Source organism: Clostridium muellerianum (assembly GCF_012926525.1).
GTDB classification, from domain to species: Bacteria; Bacillota; Clostridia; order Clostridiales; family Clostridiaceae; genus Clostridium_AM; species Clostridium_AM muellerianum.
Genome location: NZ_JABBNI010000047.1, coordinates 256335 through 275739, shown reverse-complemented (window position 1 = coordinate 275739; position 19405 = coordinate 256335). Strand labels below are relative to the sequence as shown.

At 28.3% G+C, this 19405-nt stretch carries 16 protein-coding genes and 3 tRNA genes; 5 read left to right on the top strand and 14 right to left on the bottom strand.

Annotation, left to right across the window (positions count from 1 at the left end):
* Positions 1-372 precede the first annotated feature (372 nt).
* Complete coding sequence (locus tag HBE96_RS19330; RefSeq protein WP_169299344.1) at positions 373-1896, bottom strand: N-acetylmuramoyl-L-alanine amidase; 1524 nt, start codon at positions 1894-1896, stop codon at positions 373-375.
* A 265-nt stretch (positions 1897-2161) separates the two neighbouring features.
* On the opposite strand from HBE96_RS19330, the gene HBE96_RS19325 reads away from it, so the two are divergent.
* Positions 2162-2752 (top strand): 3'-5' exonuclease, encoded by a 591-nt coding sequence (locus HBE96_RS19325; protein ID WP_169299343.1) that lies wholly within the window; start codon positions 2162-2164, stop codon positions 2750-2752.
* 474 nt (positions 2753-3226) lie between these two features.
* On the opposite strand, the gene HBE96_RS19320 is transcribed toward HBE96_RS19325, so the two are convergent.
* Positions 3227-5290: a sensor domain-containing protein gene (locus tag HBE96_RS19320; RefSeq protein WP_169299342.1), complete on the bottom strand. Its 2064-nt coding sequence runs from the start codon at positions 5288-5290 to the stop codon at positions 3227-3229.
* Positions 5291-5590: 300 nt separating this feature from the next.
* On the opposite strand from HBE96_RS19320, the gene lepB reads away from it, so the two are divergent.
* Both lepB and HBE96_RS19310 read left to right on the top strand, forming a co-directional pair.
* Positions 5591-6124 (top strand): signal peptidase I, encoded by a 534-nt coding sequence (gene lepB / locus HBE96_RS19315; protein ID WP_169299341.1) that lies wholly within the window; start codon positions 5591-5593, stop codon positions 6122-6124.
* A 198-nt stretch (positions 6125-6322) separates the two neighbouring features.
* The gene (locus tag HBE96_RS19310) at positions 6323-7063 is read left to right on the top strand and encodes a polysaccharide deacetylase family protein (protein ID WP_169299340.1); all 741 of its coding nucleotides are present in this window, start codon (positions 6323-6325) and stop codon (positions 7061-7063) included.
* 46 nt (positions 7064-7109) lie between these two features.
* On the opposite strand, the gene HBE96_RS19305 is transcribed toward HBE96_RS19310, so the two are convergent.
* From HBE96_RS19305 to HBE96_RS19290, 4 genes are all read right to left on the bottom strand, one after another.
* Positions 7110-7766, bottom strand: coding sequence for a hypothetical protein (locus HBE96_RS19305; RefSeq protein WP_169299339.1), 657 nt, complete (start codon positions 7764-7766; stop codon positions 7110-7112).
* Between the two features lie 761 nt (positions 7767-8527).
* Positions 8528-8611: transfer RNA gene (locus HBE96_RS19300), tRNA-Leu, on the bottom strand.
* Between the two features lie 65 nt (positions 8612-8676).
* A tRNA-Lys gene (locus tag HBE96_RS19295) sits at positions 8677-8752 on the bottom strand.
* A 2-nt stretch (positions 8753-8754) separates the two neighbouring features.
* Positions 8755-8829 (bottom strand) — tRNA-Gln (locus HBE96_RS19290).
* Between the two features lie 545 nt (positions 8830-9374).
* Here HBE96_RS19290 and HBE96_RS19285 point away from each other — a divergent pair.
* Both HBE96_RS19285 and HBE96_RS19280 read left to right on the top strand, forming a co-directional pair.
* Positions 9375-10079: a radical SAM protein gene (locus HBE96_RS19285; protein WP_169299338.1), complete on the top strand. Its 705-nt coding sequence runs from the start codon at positions 9375-9377 to the stop codon at positions 10077-10079.
* Positions 10063-10536, top strand: coding sequence for a QueT transporter family protein (locus HBE96_RS19280; RefSeq protein ID WP_425350773.1), 474 nt, complete (start codon positions 10063-10065; stop codon positions 10534-10536). The genes HBE96_RS19285 and HBE96_RS19280 overlap by 17 nt, the downstream gene beginning before the upstream one ends.
* A 46-nt stretch (positions 10537-10582) precedes the next feature.
* Here HBE96_RS19280 and HBE96_RS19275 read toward each other — a convergent pair whose 3' ends face one another.
* From HBE96_RS19275 to HBE96_RS19240, 8 genes are all read right to left on the bottom strand, one after another.
* Entirely contained in the window at positions 10583-10864 is a 282-nt protein-coding gene (locus HBE96_RS19275; protein ID WP_169299336.1) for an STAS domain-containing protein, read from the bottom strand.
* Positions 10865-10874: 10 nt separating this feature from the next.
* The gene (locus HBE96_RS19270) at positions 10875-12869 is read right to left on the bottom strand and encodes a methyl-accepting chemotaxis protein (protein ID WP_169299335.1); all 1995 of its coding nucleotides are present in this window, start codon (positions 12867-12869) and stop codon (positions 10875-10877) included.
* Between the two features lie 37 nt (positions 12870-12906).
* A complete protein-coding gene (locus HBE96_RS19265) occupies positions 12907-13290 on the bottom strand; it encodes an ATP-binding protein (protein WP_169299334.1) in 384 nt (127 codons plus the stop codon).
* Positions 13291-13306: 16 nt separating this feature from the next.
* The gene (locus HBE96_RS19260) at positions 13307-14803 is read right to left on the bottom strand and encodes a SpoIIE family protein phosphatase (RefSeq protein WP_169299333.1); all 1497 of its coding nucleotides are present in this window, start codon (positions 14801-14803) and stop codon (positions 13307-13309) included.
* Between the two features lie 316 nt (positions 14804-15119).
* Positions 15120-16286 carry a 30S ribosomal protein S1 gene (gene rpsA, locus HBE96_RS19255; RefSeq protein WP_169299332.1) on the bottom strand — a complete coding sequence of 389 codons (1167 nt, stop codon included), beginning with the start codon at positions 16284-16286 and terminating at the stop codon, positions 15120-15122.
* A gap of 252 nt (positions 16287-16538) precedes the next feature.
* Entirely contained in the window at positions 16539-16949 is a 411-nt protein-coding gene (locus HBE96_RS19250) for a YjdF family protein (RefSeq protein WP_169299331.1), read from the bottom strand.
* Between the two features lie 260 nt (positions 16950-17209).
* Positions 17210-17659 (bottom strand): hypothetical protein, encoded by a 450-nt coding sequence (locus HBE96_RS19245; protein ID WP_169299330.1) that lies wholly within the window; start codon positions 17657-17659, stop codon positions 17210-17212.
* A gap of 662 nt (positions 17660-18321) precedes the next feature.
* Positions 18322-19290: a P1 family peptidase gene (locus tag HBE96_RS19240; RefSeq protein ID WP_169299329.1), complete on the bottom strand. Its 969-nt coding sequence runs from the start codon at positions 19288-19290 to the stop codon at positions 18322-18324.
* Positions 19291-19405: the final 115 nt, after the last annotated feature.

Genomic DNA, 19405 nt, shown 5'->3' with positions numbered 1-19405 from the left:
TAATTAAATACAATTTTGATTAAGTCAAATTATATATAACAATGAACCTAAATTTGTATAACTGAAGTAACTAGTTTGAATTTTGACTTTTACGTAGGGATATATAATAAGTGTTTCACCACATTAGCTAAATTGTTTTTTTATTATTCTTAGCAAGAAGTTCATGAAAGCCTTAGAACTTTAGCCTTGTTTGAGGGAACCGAGTTTGGCAAAGTTCTTAGGTTTTCATGAACTTTGAGCTTAGAATAATTAAAAACATTTAGCAGTGATGAAACACTTATTATATATCTCGTAGTAAAAGTTAAAATTCAAACTTCCACTGCACTTTAATATCTAGTTACGTCACATTATGCTTATTTTTTAAACTTACATTTATTGATTTACAACTTTAAGTATTCCTGTTGCTATAGCCTTAGCTGCTTTATTTTGAAAACTATCACTGTTTAAAAGTTTCTCTTCATTAGGATTACTTATAAATGCAACTTCTGTTAATACGGCTGGAGCATTAGTATTTTTTAATACATAATAACCTGCTGTTTTTATTCCTCGATCTTGCAAACCTAAAGCATTAGCTAATTCTTGCTGTATTGACTTCGCTAGCTTTTCACCTACTGTACTACCTTCCATATAATATGTTTCTGTTCCATTAGCACTTGGAGCATCCGCGCTATTAGCATGGACACATACAAAATATTGAACACCTTCATTATTTGCTATATCAGACCGTTTTTGAAGATCCTGTCCAACATCTGAAGGCCAGGACACATTATCACTTGTTCTAGTATATACAACATCAATGCCATTATCCTGTAGTATCTTGCCAACCTTTAGGGTTATAGCTAAATTTACATCTTTTTCAAGTACTCCTGTAGGTCCAACTGCACCAGAATCATATCCTCCGTGCCCTGGATCTAAAGCTACTTTTATTGGCGAGCTGCTACTAATAATTTTTCGTACTAATGAATCTGAAATCACACCAGTTCCACCCAGTATACTTATTGTAGCTATACTATTTAACTTATCTTTAACTATAGAATTTTTTGTATTATATGAATTATTTACTAGAACAACTGGAGATGACTTTTTTGCAGCAGCCGCTGATCCTGATAATGCATCTGCAAAGTTTTCCCCATTAGCTAAATATACATTGTTAAAACTTAAAGTATTTGTAAATTCGTTAATAACTGCTGAATTAGTAGCATATCTATCAGTTCCACTTAACCTTTTATTATTTTTTAAATTAGTATTAACATTTCCAACAGCTCCATTACCTCCCACAATATAAGCCATATTCACATTATTTTTCTCAATGAAATTTTTAACACTATCAGGTAATGTACTTTGAGTAGTAAGAAGTATTGGCATTTGCTTTGCTGCTGCTATAGGCGCAGCTGATACTCCATCAGGAAAATTCTCTCCTGAAGTAATGAAAATTCCATTATTCGTTCCTATAAGTTCTGCCACTTTTACACTTGTTTCATACCTGTCTTGTCCATATATTCGAGTATATTTTACATTAATGTTACTCAATTGTTTGTTAATATTTTCAGATATTACTCCAGTTCCACCTATTATAAATGCATTTCTAGCATTTAATCTACCTATTTCCTGTAGTACACTATTGCTTATACTGTTTCTTCCTGTTAATAAAATAGGTGCATCATACTTCTTTGATAATGGCGCTGCACTTAAAGCATCTGGAAAATCCTCACCAGAAGTCAATATAACATACTCTGATTTTTGCCAATTATTTTGTGAAATTTTTACTGATGTTTCATATCTATCAGCCCCGCCAAGTCTTTGAGTTGTAGCATCAGCTGATACTCCTATAGATGCTTTAAAAAATATAAATAAAAAACATCCTAAAAATATTAAAAACTTTTTTCTTATTAACATTTACGATCACCCCTTACAGTATTCTAAATTTTATTTTAACATATGTTTTAACATTATTGTTATGGCATATATTGGATAACGCATCTTGAAAAAAATATCCGTCCCATGTTGGACTTACTATTTTCTTTCAAATGCCTATAATTAGTATTTAAATTTATAAACAAATAATGTAAAATAAAACTAGACTTTTACTTATAAAATTCAATATAACATATTAAATTAATTAAGAATAATATACTAGATATTTAAAGGAGAATAAGTTCAAATGAAAAAAATTTTTTTAGATACAGAAACCACTGGTCTTGAACCAGGGCAAATTATCCAACTTACATATTGTATTTGTGATACTAATTCTAGAGGAGAAGAAAAAGTTTCCCTTTCAAAAAATTTTTTCTTTAATGTAGATTATATAGAACCATCTGCAGAAGCAACACATGGATTTAGTGTAGAAAAATTGAAAATTTTATCAATGGGACAAACATTTGAAGATGTAGCTTCAGAAGTAGCTTCAGACTTAAGAGATGGAATTTTCATTGCTCATAATGTAAAGTTCGATCAAAAATTTATCGCCACAGAATTTGGAAGGTTAAACAATAATAATTGGAACCCCAGGGAATTCTTCTGCACTATGGAATACTTTAAACCTATAGTTAATGCAAGAACAAAAACTGGAAGACCAAAATATCCAAGATTAGAGGAAACCATGGCTTTTCTCGGAGTTAATCAATCCAAGGTGCTTGAAGGTGCTAAAAGACTATTTAATTGTGATGATGTTGATTTTCACGATGCTAGATATGATGTGGCTGGTCTTGTATCCTGCTATTATAGGGCTAAAAAATCAGGGTACGATTTGTAAATCACAAATTTAGCTAATGTGGTGAAACACTTACCATATATCACTACATAAAAGTTAAAATCCAAACTAGTAACTTGAAGCGTACGCATATAATTAAATTATCATAAGTTATTTTCTATTTTGTATAAACATCTCGAAAGAGATTTATCATAATGTATTATAAGCAATTTTTAATATTAAAATTACAATAGTTACTACACAAATTTTTAGGTGAAGGGAGCTTTGAATATATGGTGTATAAAAGCTTTTGAGTGAATTTAGGAGCTCTTATGTCTAAAATTTAAAAAATCTCGTAATTTGAATCAGAACGATTCAAGCCGCGAAAGTCTCAGGACGGGACATTTGAGCGGGTAGAGATTTTTTAAATTTTAGGCATTAGAGCTCCTTAATAAACGGTCAGCTTTTTTACACCATATATTCAATGCGGACTCCACCTAAAAAGTTGTGTCGCAATATTTTTATATTGCAAAACAACTATTTATTTTCTTTCAATAAAAATTTTTCCATGGAATCAGTTGAAACTGGTTTACTAAAATAATAACCTTGTACTATATCACAACTCATATTTTTTAATAAGTTTAACTGCTCTTCTATTTCTACACCTTCAGATATTACCTCTAAATTTATATTATGTGCCAGTTTTATTATTCCATCAGTAATTTCTTTATCTCTACTGCTCATAGTAATTCTATCTATAAATGATTTATCAATTTTTAATGTATTTATAGGAAGCAGTGTAAGGTAATTTAATGATGAATATCCCGTACCAAAGTCATCTAAAGCTATTTTCATTCCCATACTTTTAAAATGATTAAGTAACCTGATGTTATCATCAAAACAATCCATTAAAGAGCTTTCTGTAATTTCAAATTCTATAAATTCAGGATTTATTCCCGTTTCTTCTATTGCATTTTTCACTACTGATTGAAAATTTTCATTTTGTAATTGAATAGAAGAAATGTTGATTGCTATAGTTTCATAATCGTAGCCTTTATCTTTCCACTTTTTATTTTGCGCACAAACCTCCATAATAACCCACTTACCAATTTCAAATATCATCCCTGTTTCTTCTGCAATTGGTATAAATTCTCCTGGAGATACCACACCTAATTCACTATTATTCCATCTTAAAAGTGCTTCTAAACTCCTTATTTTCCCGCTAGTTAAATCAATTTGCGGCTGGTAATAAATATAAAATTCTTTATTCTTTAATGCAAATCTCAAATTTTTTTCTATTAAACTCTTCCTGAAAATATCATTGCTCATATTAATATCAAAAAAACAGTACTTGTTTTTTCCATTTTCTTTTGATTTATACATAGCTGTATCCGCATTTTTTAATAGTGTATTAATATCTTCACCATCATCTGGAAAAACAGTTATACCTATACTGGCAGATGTATATATTTGTTTCTCTTCTATTTGAAATGGATTTTTAAAAATACTTATAATTTTCTTGCCTAGACTCTCTGCATAACTTGAATCTTTCATATTAGGAATTAGAATTAAAAATTCATCTCCACCTATTCTTCCTATAATATTTTTCTCACCAATAGATTTTTTTAGTAATTCTGAAACTTCTTTTAACAACTCATCACCATAGTTATGACCAAGCGTATCATTTGTTTTTTTAAAGTCATCTAAATCAATAAAAATTATAGCACCTTTATTTTTTTCACTTTTCCTATTTGCTAAAGCATTTATAAGTTTATTCATTAGTAAAGTTCTATTAGGCAAACCTGTTAAATGATCATGATATGCTCTATAGCTAATTTCATCTTGAATTTTTTTTGTTTCAGTAACATCCGTTATAGATCCTGCAACTTTTATAGCTTTCCCTTGAGATCCCTTTAATACCTTTCCCCTTATGTACAACCATTTATATCCTTCATATTTAGATTTTATTCTAAACTTACTTTTGAAGAATAAACTTTTATTATTTTTCAAATTTTCTATATTAGAAATTAAATCATATTTATCTTCTTCCACTAAGTCCTCAATTATACTATTTAAACTTGTATATTCATCTAAATTATACCCCGTAATATTTGTCCATTTATCAGAAAAAAGCAATTTATCTGTATTCATGTTCCATTCCCATATAACATCATTAGATCCATCAAGAGCTAATTTATATCTTTCTTCACTTTCTCTTAAAATTTCTTCATTCTTTTGCAATTCTTCATATTGTACCCTAAGCTCTTCTTCTGTATCACTAAGTTCTTCATATGTTTTTTCAAGTTCCTCATAACTACCATTCAACTTTTTGAACCAAAATTCACTTTCCCTTACAATTTCCTTAATAAGAAAATAAACTATTAAAGAATTTACAATTACATATATCCATCCTTTAAAAGTTGATAATATAGTCCTAATATGTGCATCAGGTATTACTAAATATAGAATTTGATCAGATAATAATACCCACAAAAATCCCACCATTAAATAAATCATAGTAATTTTTAAAGGTACAAATTTTTTTTGAATTTTACTTTTAAATAAAACATCAGCATTTTGCAAAAACTTTTTTATGTTCAACTGTAAATCCTCCATTTTAAAATAGACCAAAAATATACTATTCAATTACTGAAATAGTTTTTATATTTTAATAATCGTATTAATTTAACTTTTTTATAGTTTTCTTACATAACCTTTGTAATTATTTTTTATACTTTTATTAACATTATTCAACTAAATTTTTAATTGTAACTCTATTTTACTATATTTAATTAAAGTATTAAAGAAATCTTATTAACAAAAATTACATAAATAGTCAACTAAAACTTCATATATTTTTGATACAATTAGGTATATATTAAGAAATTAAGGAGTGAAAAAATGGATAAAAAAATATCTATAAAAGAAACAAAAGAATTAATATTTGTCATCGTAACAGCTCTAGTTATATCCCTATTTGTTCATAGCTATGTTTTTGCAAGAGTTGATGTAGATGGTCCTTCAATGCAATCTACTCTTCATGATAAAGATGTTCTCTTTATCGAAAAAATAAGCACAGAGATGAAACAAATTAAAAGAGGAGATATTGTTGTATTTGATTCAAAAGATGCAAATGACTCCAATTATATAAAGAGAGTTATTGGTATAGAAAATGATCAAATAGAATTAAAAAATGGTAAAGTATATTTAAATAATCAAGAACTTAATGAACCTTATCTTGATTCTACAACTACTACTGACCCACTTACTTCCCAAACAAAATTTACAGTTCCTAAAGGCTGCGTATTTGTACTTGGTGATAATAGAACTAATAGTACTGACAGTCGAATACTGGGTCCTATTAATTTAAATGATATAAAAGGACATGCCATTGTGAGAGTTTTTCCATTTAATACAGTAAAAAGTTTTTTTTAATTACATAAACTCAATTTATAAACCCAAAAGGTCTGTCGTACTAAGTTATTAGTACAACAGTACCTTTTTAATATATCTAAAAAACTTAACAGATTATAATAACTATTAAAATTTCTCATAGTGTATATACTAATTATGAACTTGGATTTTACAGTATTTAAAATCTCAAATTCTAAATATACTATGGAGGAATGCTTTATGAAAACTAATAACAAAATGTCATTATTTTTGATTTCATTTCTGCTAATCGTTTCTATATTGTTTAGCTGCATTATGCAAGCAAATTCCTATACTTCAGTTAAAGCTTCATCAAATTCTGATGTTGAAAAAATTATATATTTAACTTTTGACGATGGTCCCAGCACAAATGTGACAAATAAAATTTTAGATACTTTAAAACAAGAAAATGTTAAAGCCACTTTTTTTGTTGTAGGTTATAAAATACCTGGAAGAGAAGATGTTTTAAAGAGAATATATAACGAAGGTCACAGTATAGGTCTGCACACATATACTCATGTATATAAAAAAGTTTATGCCAGTGATGCAGATTTCATAAATGAAATGGATAAAACCTGTGGAGAAATAAAAAATGTAATTGGAATAGAACCTAAAATCATAAGATTTCCCTCCGGAAGCAAAAGTCATCTTTCTAAAAATCTTTTAGAAAACCTGCATGCTAATAATTATAAAATATATGATTGGAATTTATGTCTTTCAGATGGAATTGATTATAATACTAAATCAAATAAATTATATAAAGAAGCCACAAGGAAATGCATTAATCCCAATAAAATATTTTTACTTATGCATTGTGATGCAAAAAATAAAAATACTTGTGAATCTTTAGAATCCATAATAAAATACTATAAAAATTTAGACTATCATTTTAAAACCATTACTTCTGACACACCTGAATATTATTTTAGAATTAAAAAGTAAATATTAATATTGTATATAAAAATATAAGTTAACTGTAGAGCTACAGCTAACTTATATTTTTATAATTTAATACTTTTTGTATTTCTCTTGATATGCTGTTAAATACCATCTCATTTCTTGTATCTAACGCACTATCTGCTAATATATAAAGTGTATTTAAATAAAGATCATCTCTTTCTTGTTTACTTAATGGATTAATCAAAAATCCCATTTCATAACATAATGAACTTACAATTTCTTTTCCCAAGTAAATATTTTTAAGTATATTTATATAGGTTAATAATTCTTTTTTTAGTAATGTAAAAAATATTCTGCTTATATAATTTTCTTTCTGCTTTATAGCGCATATTTTCACATATTCCTTATTAAGAGAATTTAACGTTATTTGAACTTGACCATTTACAATAAAATTCTTTTCCAAATTTGATTTATTATCTATCATATCAATAGTAAATTCAGTTAGAAAATCTATATATTTCTTAAAATCACCTTTAGTGAAGTTATAACTATTTGTATGAACTTTACTATTACTATGTTTTTTGAATAATATGCTATAAGTATCTTTACCACTAACATGCTTTTCTACAGAAGCAATCATAAAATCTGTTGATTTATTTAGTGTCCTTTTGGGTATGAATTTTGTGCCATATGCAAAGCTGTCTTTTTCACTATTTCCATATAAAACAAAATTATTAATTTTCATAAAACAACTCCTCGATTATAATAAATATATACTTTATTATAATCGAAATAAGTCGCTTTATGTTGTTATACGAAATATTAAAAACATTTAAAAAAATAAGGCTCAAATGGCATTATTTCAACAACAAATAAAAAACAAATAAATTTTTCCATCCCCTTATTTTACTCAATATTTCCTTCTTTAACTTAAATTCGTTAAAAATAATTATAATAAAAATAATTAAAAATTCAGCTGAATTAAGATTCATTTAATCACTTATTTAATACGAATTTGTTTTTTCTTAAATAAAGCAATTCCTCCCATAACAACTACAAATACTGAAGATACAACAATAGTAATTATTGTTTTTATCCCTAATTTTTTCAAAGCAGTCCACCCCCATAACTATAGTTTAATTAAAATATTTTACAATAATATTGTAATTATCACCATTTTGTAGATTTTTCACTTAATTTCGTCAATTTATATAATTAAATTATAATATGGATTTGCAGAACTTTCAATACTTTTCATTTAAAACTGAAACTTATAATGTATAACTCTTTTTACATATCATAATTTTAAAGAATATTATATGGATAAAATTTTAATTTTATTATTTAAAACTCTTTTAAAAATATTATTATGAAAAATGCAAATCATATTTTTCTTTATAAATTTAACTATTTACTTCTATAAATATATACAATATTATAATTTTACATAAATTATTTTTAAAACAAAAAAATAAGTAATTCTAAAATTACTTATTTTTCATTAGCTGGTGCAGGTGAAGGGAGTCGAACCCCCACGCCGTTGGCGCTAGATCCTAAGTCTAGTGCGTCTGCCAATTCCGCCACACCTGCATATAAAATTACAATTTACAAATTAATATTCGTAAATTAAATAATTTACTTATTATTTTTTTATTTGGTGGCTTACCGGGGAATCGAACCCCGGACAACATGATTAAAAGTCATGTGCTCTACCAACTGAGCTAGTAAACCAATGGCTGGGATGGCAGGATTTGAACCTACGCATGTAGCAGTCAAAGTGCTATGCCTTACCGCTTGGCGACACCCCAATTTGTTTGTGCGTTATTTCCTTAGCACAGTTATTAATTATAATAGCAAATATGAAACTTGTCAACTATTTTTTGCAAATTTTTTTTATATATTTTTTTTATAGGAAATCAAGTAACTTTATGCTTAAATTTGAAAACTTTAGTCACATTATTCAATTAATTATCCAATGTATTACTTTAGGTAAATTTATTATTATTGTTAATATAAATGGAAGTATCATTGCAGTTGCCATAACACCCCATACTACCTTAATTGTTGCTTTTTTCAAATTCATCTCCTTCTTTCCATTTGTACATTTAGTATTATATTATACTTTAATTATTTAAAATTAATGAACTAGCTGTGAAATTTCTATTACTTTTACCGCTATATTCCAAAATAAATGTAAGATAATTTTAACTCTAGCATAGACGTTTCTGAAAATAAATACTATAATAGTAACGTACAAATTTTAAACCACTTAATGTCAATCATACAATTCAATAAGAAGTGTTCACCTTGCTCAACCACTTCTTAAAATAATAAAACAAGGAGGAAATGATATATGATTCGTTACAGTGATATAACTAATAAAAATCAAAGAGAAATTGTCCTATTAAAGGCTTCTCCCTGTATATGGGGAAAATGCACCTTCTGTGATTATATAGAAGATAATAATAGTGACACCCAATTCAATGTAAACTTCAATAAGGAAATTCTTAAAAAGGTTACAGGGAAGCATAAAGTACTGGAAGTTATAAATTCAGGAAGTTGTTTTGAACTACCTAAAGAAACTCTCCAGGATATAAAAAATATAGTAGATTCTAAAGGCATTGAAAAACTATTTTTTGAAAGCCATTGGATTTACAAAAATAGACTTGAAGAAATGAAACAATTCTTCAATGTACCTATCATCTTTAAATGTGGTATTGAAACTTTTGACAATCATTTTAGATGTGAAGTTTTGAAAAAAGGGGCTGTATTTTCTGGTCCAGAGGAAGTAGCAAAATATTTCAACTCTATTTGTCTTATGGTAGGAGTTAAGGGACAAACAAAGGACATGGTAAAAAAAGATATAGAATATCTTTTAAAACATTTTAAATACGGTTGTGTGAATCTTTATATAGAAAACTCTACACCATTTAAAAGAGATGAGGAATTAATTAGTTGGTTTAAAGATAACTATAGCTTTCTCGAGGATAACAGTAATATAGAAGTTCTTTGGAACAATACTGATTTTGGAGTTGGAGGTAATGAAAATGAACATTAAAAAATTAATTAAAATTGCCATAACAGCTGCTCTCTATGCTGCATGTACTATGGCTATAGCACCACTAAGCTACGGTGCTGTACAATTTAGATTTTCTGAAGTTATGACTCTTTTAGCATATATAGACCCTGTTTATATTCCTGGTTTAGTACTAGGATGTGCATTATCAAACATATATAGTCCTTTAGGTCTTATTGATGTCTTAGTTGGAACTACAGCCACTTTTATAAGCGTTTACGCCATAAGTAAAACTAAGAACTTGCTTATTGCTACCCTCTGGCCTACTATAAATTGTGTATTTGTAGGTGCCGAACTTTATTTTGTACTTCATCAGCCATTTTGGATATCTACATTATACATTTGTTTAGGTGAATTTGTTGTTGTAACATGTATAGGATACCCATTATTTAAATTATTATTAAAAAGAAAAGATGTACTTAATGTATTAAAATATTAGTAAAAAAATTACTACGATAATTTCGTAGTAATTTTTTTATCAGTATTTACTTATATATTTCAAACACCTTATCTAATCTAGTCATATTAAAAATTTTCATAACCTGTTCATTGATTGAATAAAGCTTAAGACTGCCATCTATACTCTTACACTTTTTATAAACTGAGACCAAAACTCCAAGTCCTGTACTATCAATAAAAGTACATTTTCTAAAATCTACTACAAAATCCTTTTTTCCCTCATTCATTAAATAATTAAATTTTTCCCTAAGTTCATCTGCTTCATCTACTGCGAAATTTTCTGGTATTTCAATTTTAAATTCACTCATTTAAATCACCTCAAACTATAAATTTTTCCACAAGATTGTTTAATGATGCCGCTAATGCACTAGACTCCTCTGCAGTAGCTGCCACATTTTCAATTGCTGCATTCTGTTCTTCAGCAGATGCAGCAACCTCTTCACTATTAGCTGCGTTGTTTTCAGTAATAGTTGCAACTGAATTAATAAGATTTATTATCTTATCAGATGTAGCAACTTCATCTTTTGTAACATCTACTATTTGTTCTACATCCTTTGATATTTGTTTTACAGCATCTATAATGCTAACAAAAGATTTATCCGTATCTTTTGCTATGTTAACTCCATTCTCCACTGCATTTCTACTTGAATTCATATTTTCTACTGCTTTTTCAACTTCAGCTACCATCTCCCCTATTAAAGAAGATACCTCATTTGCACCAACATTTGTTTCCTCTGAAAGCTTACGAACTTCTTCTGCTACCACAGCAAATCCTTTTCCATGTTCACCTGCTCTTGCTGCTTCAATAGCTGCATTTAATGCCAGTAGGTTAGTTTGTGATGAAATATTATTTATTGTACTAATAATTCCACTAACCTTCTTCGAAAGCTCCTGTAAAACTTTCAACGTATTTTCTGTTTCAGATGATGCTTCACTAATATTCTCAATGGCAGTAACTGTTTGTTCAATTTTATTTCTTCCCTTTTCAGCTGTATCCATAGTATGCTGTGAACTATTTTTTGCAGTAAGTCCTCTGCTTTGTGATATTTGAACTAAACTTGAAAGCTGAACTAAAACTTCTGATACTTCTACAATTGAACTACTTTGTTCCTGTGAATTTTCTGCAACCTGCTGAATAGTATTTGTTATTTGCTCTGTAGTAGAACTTATCTCTTCATTGGATGCAGCAAGTTCCTCTGAAGATGCAGCTAAATTCTCTGATGCATCTCTAATATGCCGTATTGTATTATCCTGATGTTCAATCATTTTGTTAAAATATTCACCTAGAGTTTGAATTTCATCTTTTGTATTTATTTGAGCTCTTACTGTTAAGTCTCCATCTCCAGCTTTGGTCATTAAGTCTTCCAAATCTTTAATAGGATTTATTATGTTTCTTATAGTAAGCATACACGCTAAAAATACTGCAATAACTACTGATAGTATAGATATTAAAATAGTAAATTTTCTAATAGCTGCAGCAGGAGCCATATACTCATTATAATCAGCAGTTACTGCTATAACCCAATTACTAACAGGGACAAATTTTACAAATTTGCGGACTCCACCATATGTATAGTATCCTTGTGCATTTTCTCCATCTTTAGCCTTATTAAATAAGGCTTTCAACTGTTCATTATTATCATTTAAAATATTCTCCTTAAGTATCTTTTCACTACTTGGATGATAATCAATTAAACCTTTTTTGTCTATTATATAACCATATCCATTATCACCTATTTTTACCTTAGATGCATATTTTGAAATATATTCAAATTTGATAGTAGCAGCTATCATACCTACAACTTTATCATTAACCTTTAATGGAGCTGCAATTGCTATTACAGGCTTTCCTGTTACTTTAGATTTTACAACTTCACTTATATTCTTATTTCCTTTTAAAGCATTTTGTACATAATCACAATCACTTAAATCAATATTAGATTTTTCAGCTTCACTGCTTACAACTTCCTTGCTAGAAATATTTGTAACAAATATCTTCTCTATTTGATCACTATTTTGTTTTTGCAATTGTGATAAATAATTAAAGATATCTGAACTATTTTTTTCATCACCACTTGCAATGCTAGCTAATTCTTTATCTAAACTTAACATGTCAATATAGCTACTTACTGAATTTATATTTCCTTTCACTAATTTTGCTGTTTGATTTGTAGTATTTTCTAATTGTTGTTCAACTGTATTTTGCATTAAACTTGAAGTTTTAAAATATGAAAAACTCCCCAAAATAACTAAAGGAATAGCTATAAATACAAAAAACATTAATCCTAATTTGTTTTTTAAACTTGTCCGCATTTTAATACCTCCGTCTTTACTATTATCTTGTAGCATTTTATATTACCAATGATTTCTCTATAATTAAAGTATTTGGCTTTAACTCAATATTATCTGAAAGATTTTTAATAAGAAATAACCCTCTTCCTTGATCATTAAGAATATCTTCTTCATCTAAATTTTCATTAATTATTACATTTTTAAGTCCATTTCCGCAGTCCTGAATTTCAAATTTTACATTTGAATTATCATATGCATATCTCAAGTAAATAGGCTTATCAGCCTTCATATTATTGCCATGTTTAAAAGCGTTCGTTAATGCTTCTGTTAATATTAGTTTTATATCAAAATCATACTGTGAAGCATTCAAATCTGAAATAACTTTATCAATAATTTGTTTATATTCTGATAAGCCATATAAAATAAATTCATTGTTTTTCACTTTCATTCCTCCTAAACTATTTAATTTCTAAGGCAATGAGTGTACTATCATCCTTTAAGGCTCCAAAATCGCTAATTACACCATTTAAAACATTTTTCACATAGTCTATAAATTCAATTATTGTATGTTTTTTAAGATAATTATCTTTAATTTCATCATCATCAAATATAAATTCCAAACCATCTGTAGGAAAATAGAATCTATCTCCTTTTTCAAAGGAAATTACTTTTTCATCAAATTCTCCATCTTCAAACATACCTAAAAAAGGTCCTTTAACAATAAACTCCTGCGCACTGCAATTACTTTTTTGAAACATAAACTGATTTATTCCTGCACCTGCTATTATTGCTTCATTTCTTTTTAAATCTAAGCTAAAACAACAAGCTGCTATGTATTTATCTAAATAATTAACAATTTTTTTGTTCAAAATTTTAACTATCTTACTTGGATCATAACTAATTAAAATTGCTTCACGAAATAGAACAAAAAATGCCAGAACACTAAGAGCTGCCGTAATTCCCTTGCCACTAACATCCCCAACTATTCCAATTGCTAAATCTTCATTAACTTTATATATCTTAAAAAAGTCTCCAGTTACAGTTCTAGCTGGCATATATAATGTTTCCATTTGAATTTTTTCTGGAATAGGCGATATACTCTCGATGTATTTTTTTTGAAACTTGGCAGCTTGATTTAATGCTCTTTTAGTTTCTGTAATATTTCTAATTACCGCTTGAATAGCTGGTCTTCCTTTATACGTTAGATAACTAGCAGAGATTTCTACTTCAACTATACTTTGATCATATCTAATAATTTTATGATCAGATGTACTCTTTGTTTTTTTATCCTCCAGTATTTGCTTTATTTTTTTTCTAATAGGTTTTATGCTTTCACTTCCTAGATATTTGTATATGCTTTCTCCAATAATCTTACTGTAATCTGTGCCTACTAACTTACAAGCTTGATGGTTTGTTAAAACAATTCTATTATCAACTACAATAACTATAGCCTCAGGTGAAAGATTAACTATTTTACGATATCTTTCTTCACTTTCCTTAACAGTATTCGCCATTATCTTTTTTTCAGTAATATCTTTTAATTGTTCAACAACAAATATTATTTCACCAGAGTCATCTAAAACTGGATTGTAAGTGCACTCCATAAATCGGTTAAACTCTGGAACATACTTTTCTATCCTTATCATTTGCTTAGTTCTGATAGTATTTTGTACATCACAGCTTTCGCAATTTCTTTTTCTATTCAAAGTTTCAAAACACTTTTTTCCTCTGACTTCATCCCGAGTCTTATTATAAAATTTGTATCCAGCTTCATTAAAAAACAAAATTGTGTTATCTGAACTAAACACTCTTATAATATCAGGGATTCCTCTTAATACGCCTTCTAAAAGTTCTAAAGTGTACTTATTTCTACTCACTTCACATTCAGTAAAATATTTTTCACCATTAATTAATCCCCCCAAACTCAGTTCACTTTCTTTTAATTCATAGTTCAAAGAATACCACCTCTGCATCAATATAAATAATAAACATACTTGTAAATTAGGAACATACCTATTATTTTAAAATATCTTGTGAACTTATGTTAAAACTGTATTATTAAACATAATTTAATGCAAATTTACATAATCTAATTATAATAATATACTTTTTGTGAGCTTTTTTAAAGTAACATCATGGCTTATAATCCATAATAAGTAATTTTGCATCGTTTACAAACAAATAATAGTACAAAAAAACTATATTTATACAAACTTCATAAATTTAAAATAAGCTTCCCGGATATGACTCCAAGAAGCTTACTTTAATTATCTAAAATTTAAAATCTTTTAATAAATCCGCTAAACTAGTACCAGCACTTTCATTATCGTTAAACTTATCTAAGTCCTCTTTTGGTCTTTCAATTGCATCCTTAATACTTAAACTAATTCTATTTTCCTTGTTATCTATATCTAATATCTTTACTCTAACCTTATCTCCTAAATTCAATACGTCCGAAGGCTTTAATATTCTTTCCTCTGATATTTCTGAAATATGAACAAGGCCTTCTACTCCAGGTTGAATTTCTACAAAAGCTCCAAAGCTTGTAAACTTTGAAATTTCACCTTCTACTACGTCTCCAGTTTTTAGTTTACTGCTTACATTTTTCCATGGATCTTCATTTACATCTTTTAATGCTAAAGCTATCCTATTATTTTCTTTATCTACAGATAATACGTAAACTTCAACTTTATCGCCTACTGAAACCACATCTGCTGGATTGTTAACTCTCTTCCATGATAGTTCTGAAACATGGATAAGTCCATCTACTCCACCTAAATCAACAAAAGCTCCAAATTTAGCAAGTCTACTTACTACACCAGTTCTCTTTTCTCCTGCTTTAATAGTATTTAAAAGCTGTTCTTTTTTATTCTCAGCTTCAGCCTTCTCTATTACTTTTCTAGATAAAACAACCTTTTCTTTTTCTCTATCAAACTCTATTACTTTTACAACTAAAGTCTTACCTACAAATGATTTTAATTCTTCTACATAAGATAGTGACAATTGAGATCCAGGTATAAATGCTCGTATACCATTTATGTAAGTTACAACTCCACCTTTTACAACTTCTTTAACTACTGTTTCAACATCTGTTTTTTCTTTAAATGCCTTCTCTAATTCATCCCAAGTTTTTATTTTATCAGCTTCTTTTTTAGATAAAAGAACATTACCTTCACCATCATTCATATCTAATATATACACATATATTTCTTCATTTTCCTTTAAAGTGTCCATAAGATTTTCTTCTTCATTTTCACTCACTTCACTTTTAGGTAGTATTCCATCTGACATATACCCTATATTTACTATTGCATCATTTTCTGTTACAGATATTATTTTCCCTTTTACAATTTCTCCTCTTCTAATTGATTTCATAGAAGATTCTATATCCTCCATAAATTCCTTCATAGAATTTGCATCTTTATTTTCTTCTGTCATTTATATCGCCCCTAACTTAATAATTTTTGTATAAGCATCCAATTAATATTATATCTAACTTTTATTAATATTGTACACAAAATTAACTATAAAATTTCTTAAATTTAAAATTGTGCTCAAAACAATTTGTTATATTTAAAAACTTTTATATCAATTTATAGTATAATTACATTTAAAATTTTCATTAATTTTTCTCTTAAATATTTATAACAAAAAGAGCTAACAATTTAATTGCTAACTCTTTTTTTACACCTAATGGCCCTTTTTCTTTTCCTTCTTTTTTTGCTGTTTAAATTCAAACTGCCTTTTCTTCTCTTCCTCTTTCATAACCTTAGAAATTTCTTTTCTTTCACATTTTTTGCTTTCCTGTTCTAATCTCATTGCTTCTTGAGCCTTAGTTGAAATCCCTTTATTTTCAGTTTCTTTTTTTATTTTTTTCTTAAGTTTTTGGGGATTTACTCTTTTTATTTTTAACTCTGTTAATTCCATAGGTGCAGTGAACTTCAGTTTATAAAAATTACAAAGTATAAATTCATATACCTCATAGTCCTTAGGCTCAGAACCAAATGTTACTTTAGAAACCTCGTAAATGTTATTATAAGTTTTTTCAAAGACTCCTACCCAAAATGGATCTTCAAAATAGACAGTAAGTTTAATATTCATTTTTTCCCCTCCAAGTTAAACTTTATACAGAAAATGGACATCCCGAGGGGGAAGGCTACTGACATATTAAATAATATTTAATATGCGTCCGGACTACCTACCGAACTGTGTTTTTATTCCTGCAAATAAATTCTACAATATTCATAGCTGTTGTGCAAGTAATATTCTTTCTTTACAAAACAAAAACTATGTGAAACTTCCAAACTAAATTTCATAAATTAAATGATAAAGAAATGATTAACTTGATAAAATTGTTTTCACTATTCTAAAGTTGAAATTTTTTTAGTATGTAAATTTTTTTGTACAATTAGATAATCTTCCTTATTTTTAGCAGGAGCGAATATTTTCATTGAAGTTGTACCCATTCTAGTCATATCAATTGACTCCAAATCATCAGAAAGTCTCACAATAAAGTCATTATCTTCAAAACTTGATGATCCAATAAAACGAGGTGAATTGGTTTTACTCAAATCAGTATTGTATTTATTACCTTGAATTTCTATTGTTCCACGTATTTGTTCACCATTAAAAAACTGTGATTTATACAATTTGCCTTTTAGATGCATTGTAATGGTAGTTACTTTTTTATTTGGCCCTAAATATACACACCCTTGATACGATCTATCAATATCTTTGGGATACATATAAATTATAAGAACAATTATTAAAACAATGAAACTTTGTTTTGATAATTTTTTCAAACTTATCAATTAAAGTCACCCTCCAATTCTATATATATTTTTATAATTCACCACAATATTAAATAGAAGTAGATCTAATTTAGACATTATAATAAAACATATATGATAATACACAGTTATACATATAATTATTGATAATTTTATAATTTAACTTTTAAAAATTAAGGCGAATTCTTCTGTTTTATCATGCTAAATTTAGAATAGCTTGCTTTTTTAATTTTATCTAACAGATACTGTTTACTGATTTTACAGGTTGTACCTTAAATTATGATTAAAGATAGATAACTTAGAATACATAAATAATACTATTATATGTACACTGCAGTAAGAAGAAACGTTAAGCTGTATGAAGACTGATATATGTTGTGCAGGAACATTCGAACAAATTTTAGAAGTTGTTAAGCAGAGAGCCAAAATCTATGATTTTGTGCGAATCGCTTACTCCTCTGACAAAAGGAAGAGGAGTTTCATTACTCTAAAAATGCCGTAATTTTTGCCAGGACGGCAAAAGCTCCGAAAGTGACAGGAGGTCACATTTGAGGAGGTAGGCATTTTTCAATATCTCAAGCAATTAGAACTTCTTAGTGAAGTGAGTGTTCCTACACAACATATATCAGCCGGAATACAGCTTAACGTTTCTTCGGTTACTTGCAATTGCATAACATTATTATCTACTCATTAATCAAATCTTTATACGCCTTGTATCCTAGTATGGATTGTGCACTTTTCACAGCTCTCACCACTGCCTGTTCAACTACCCTGGCAGCTAAAAGTCCTACTACACTTATATCCGCTTCTACCTTTCCTGTTGCCATAGTAAATATTGTATCACCATCAAACATGGAATGGGCAGGTCTCATAGTTCTTCCATAACCATTATGAGCCATAGAAGCTATTTTATTCATTTCTGATTTTGTAAATTTTCCATTAGTAGCTACTACTCCTATGGTTGTATTGCCACTAAACAAATTTTTCTTTTCTGAATATCTTGATATCATAATTTCTTCTGTATTTGCAAAAGTTTTTTTATCTTCTTTTAAAGCTCCTGCTATAATTTTCCCTGTTAAGGGATCTATTACATCTCCAAGACAATTAACTGCAATACAAGCACCAACTTGAAGTTCTCCTACTTGAAGAGCATAACACCCTAATCCACCTTTCATTGAATGTTCAGCACCTAATATCTTACCTACAGTAGCACCTGCTCCAGCCCCTACATTACCTTCCCTACATTCATTTAATTCTGCATTTTCACAAGCTTTGTAGCCCATTACCTTATCTGGTCTTATCCTATAATCTCCAATAACCAAATCAAATAATACAGCCGAACACACTATAGGTACTTTTGTAACACTAACATCAAAACCAACATCTTTTTTTTCTAAATATTCCATTACTCCACTAGCCGCATCTAATCCAAATGCACTTCCTCCAGCTAGTGTTACTGCATGAATTTTATCTACTAAATTTACAGGATCAAGTAAATCTGTTTCTCTAGTGCCTGGTGATCCCCCGCGAACATCTACTCCAGCTGCTGCCCCTTCTTCACAAATTACTACTGTACAACCTGTAGGCCCCTTTAAATCTTGAAAATTTCCTACTTTTATTCCTTCTATATCACTAAAACTTATTTCCTTCATTTTTATTCCCCACTTCTTGTATTTATACCATATTATAACACATAATATATATACTAAAATACTAATCTTATTTAAAAGTAAATAATTTTCACTATAGTAACTGCTCATATTATTA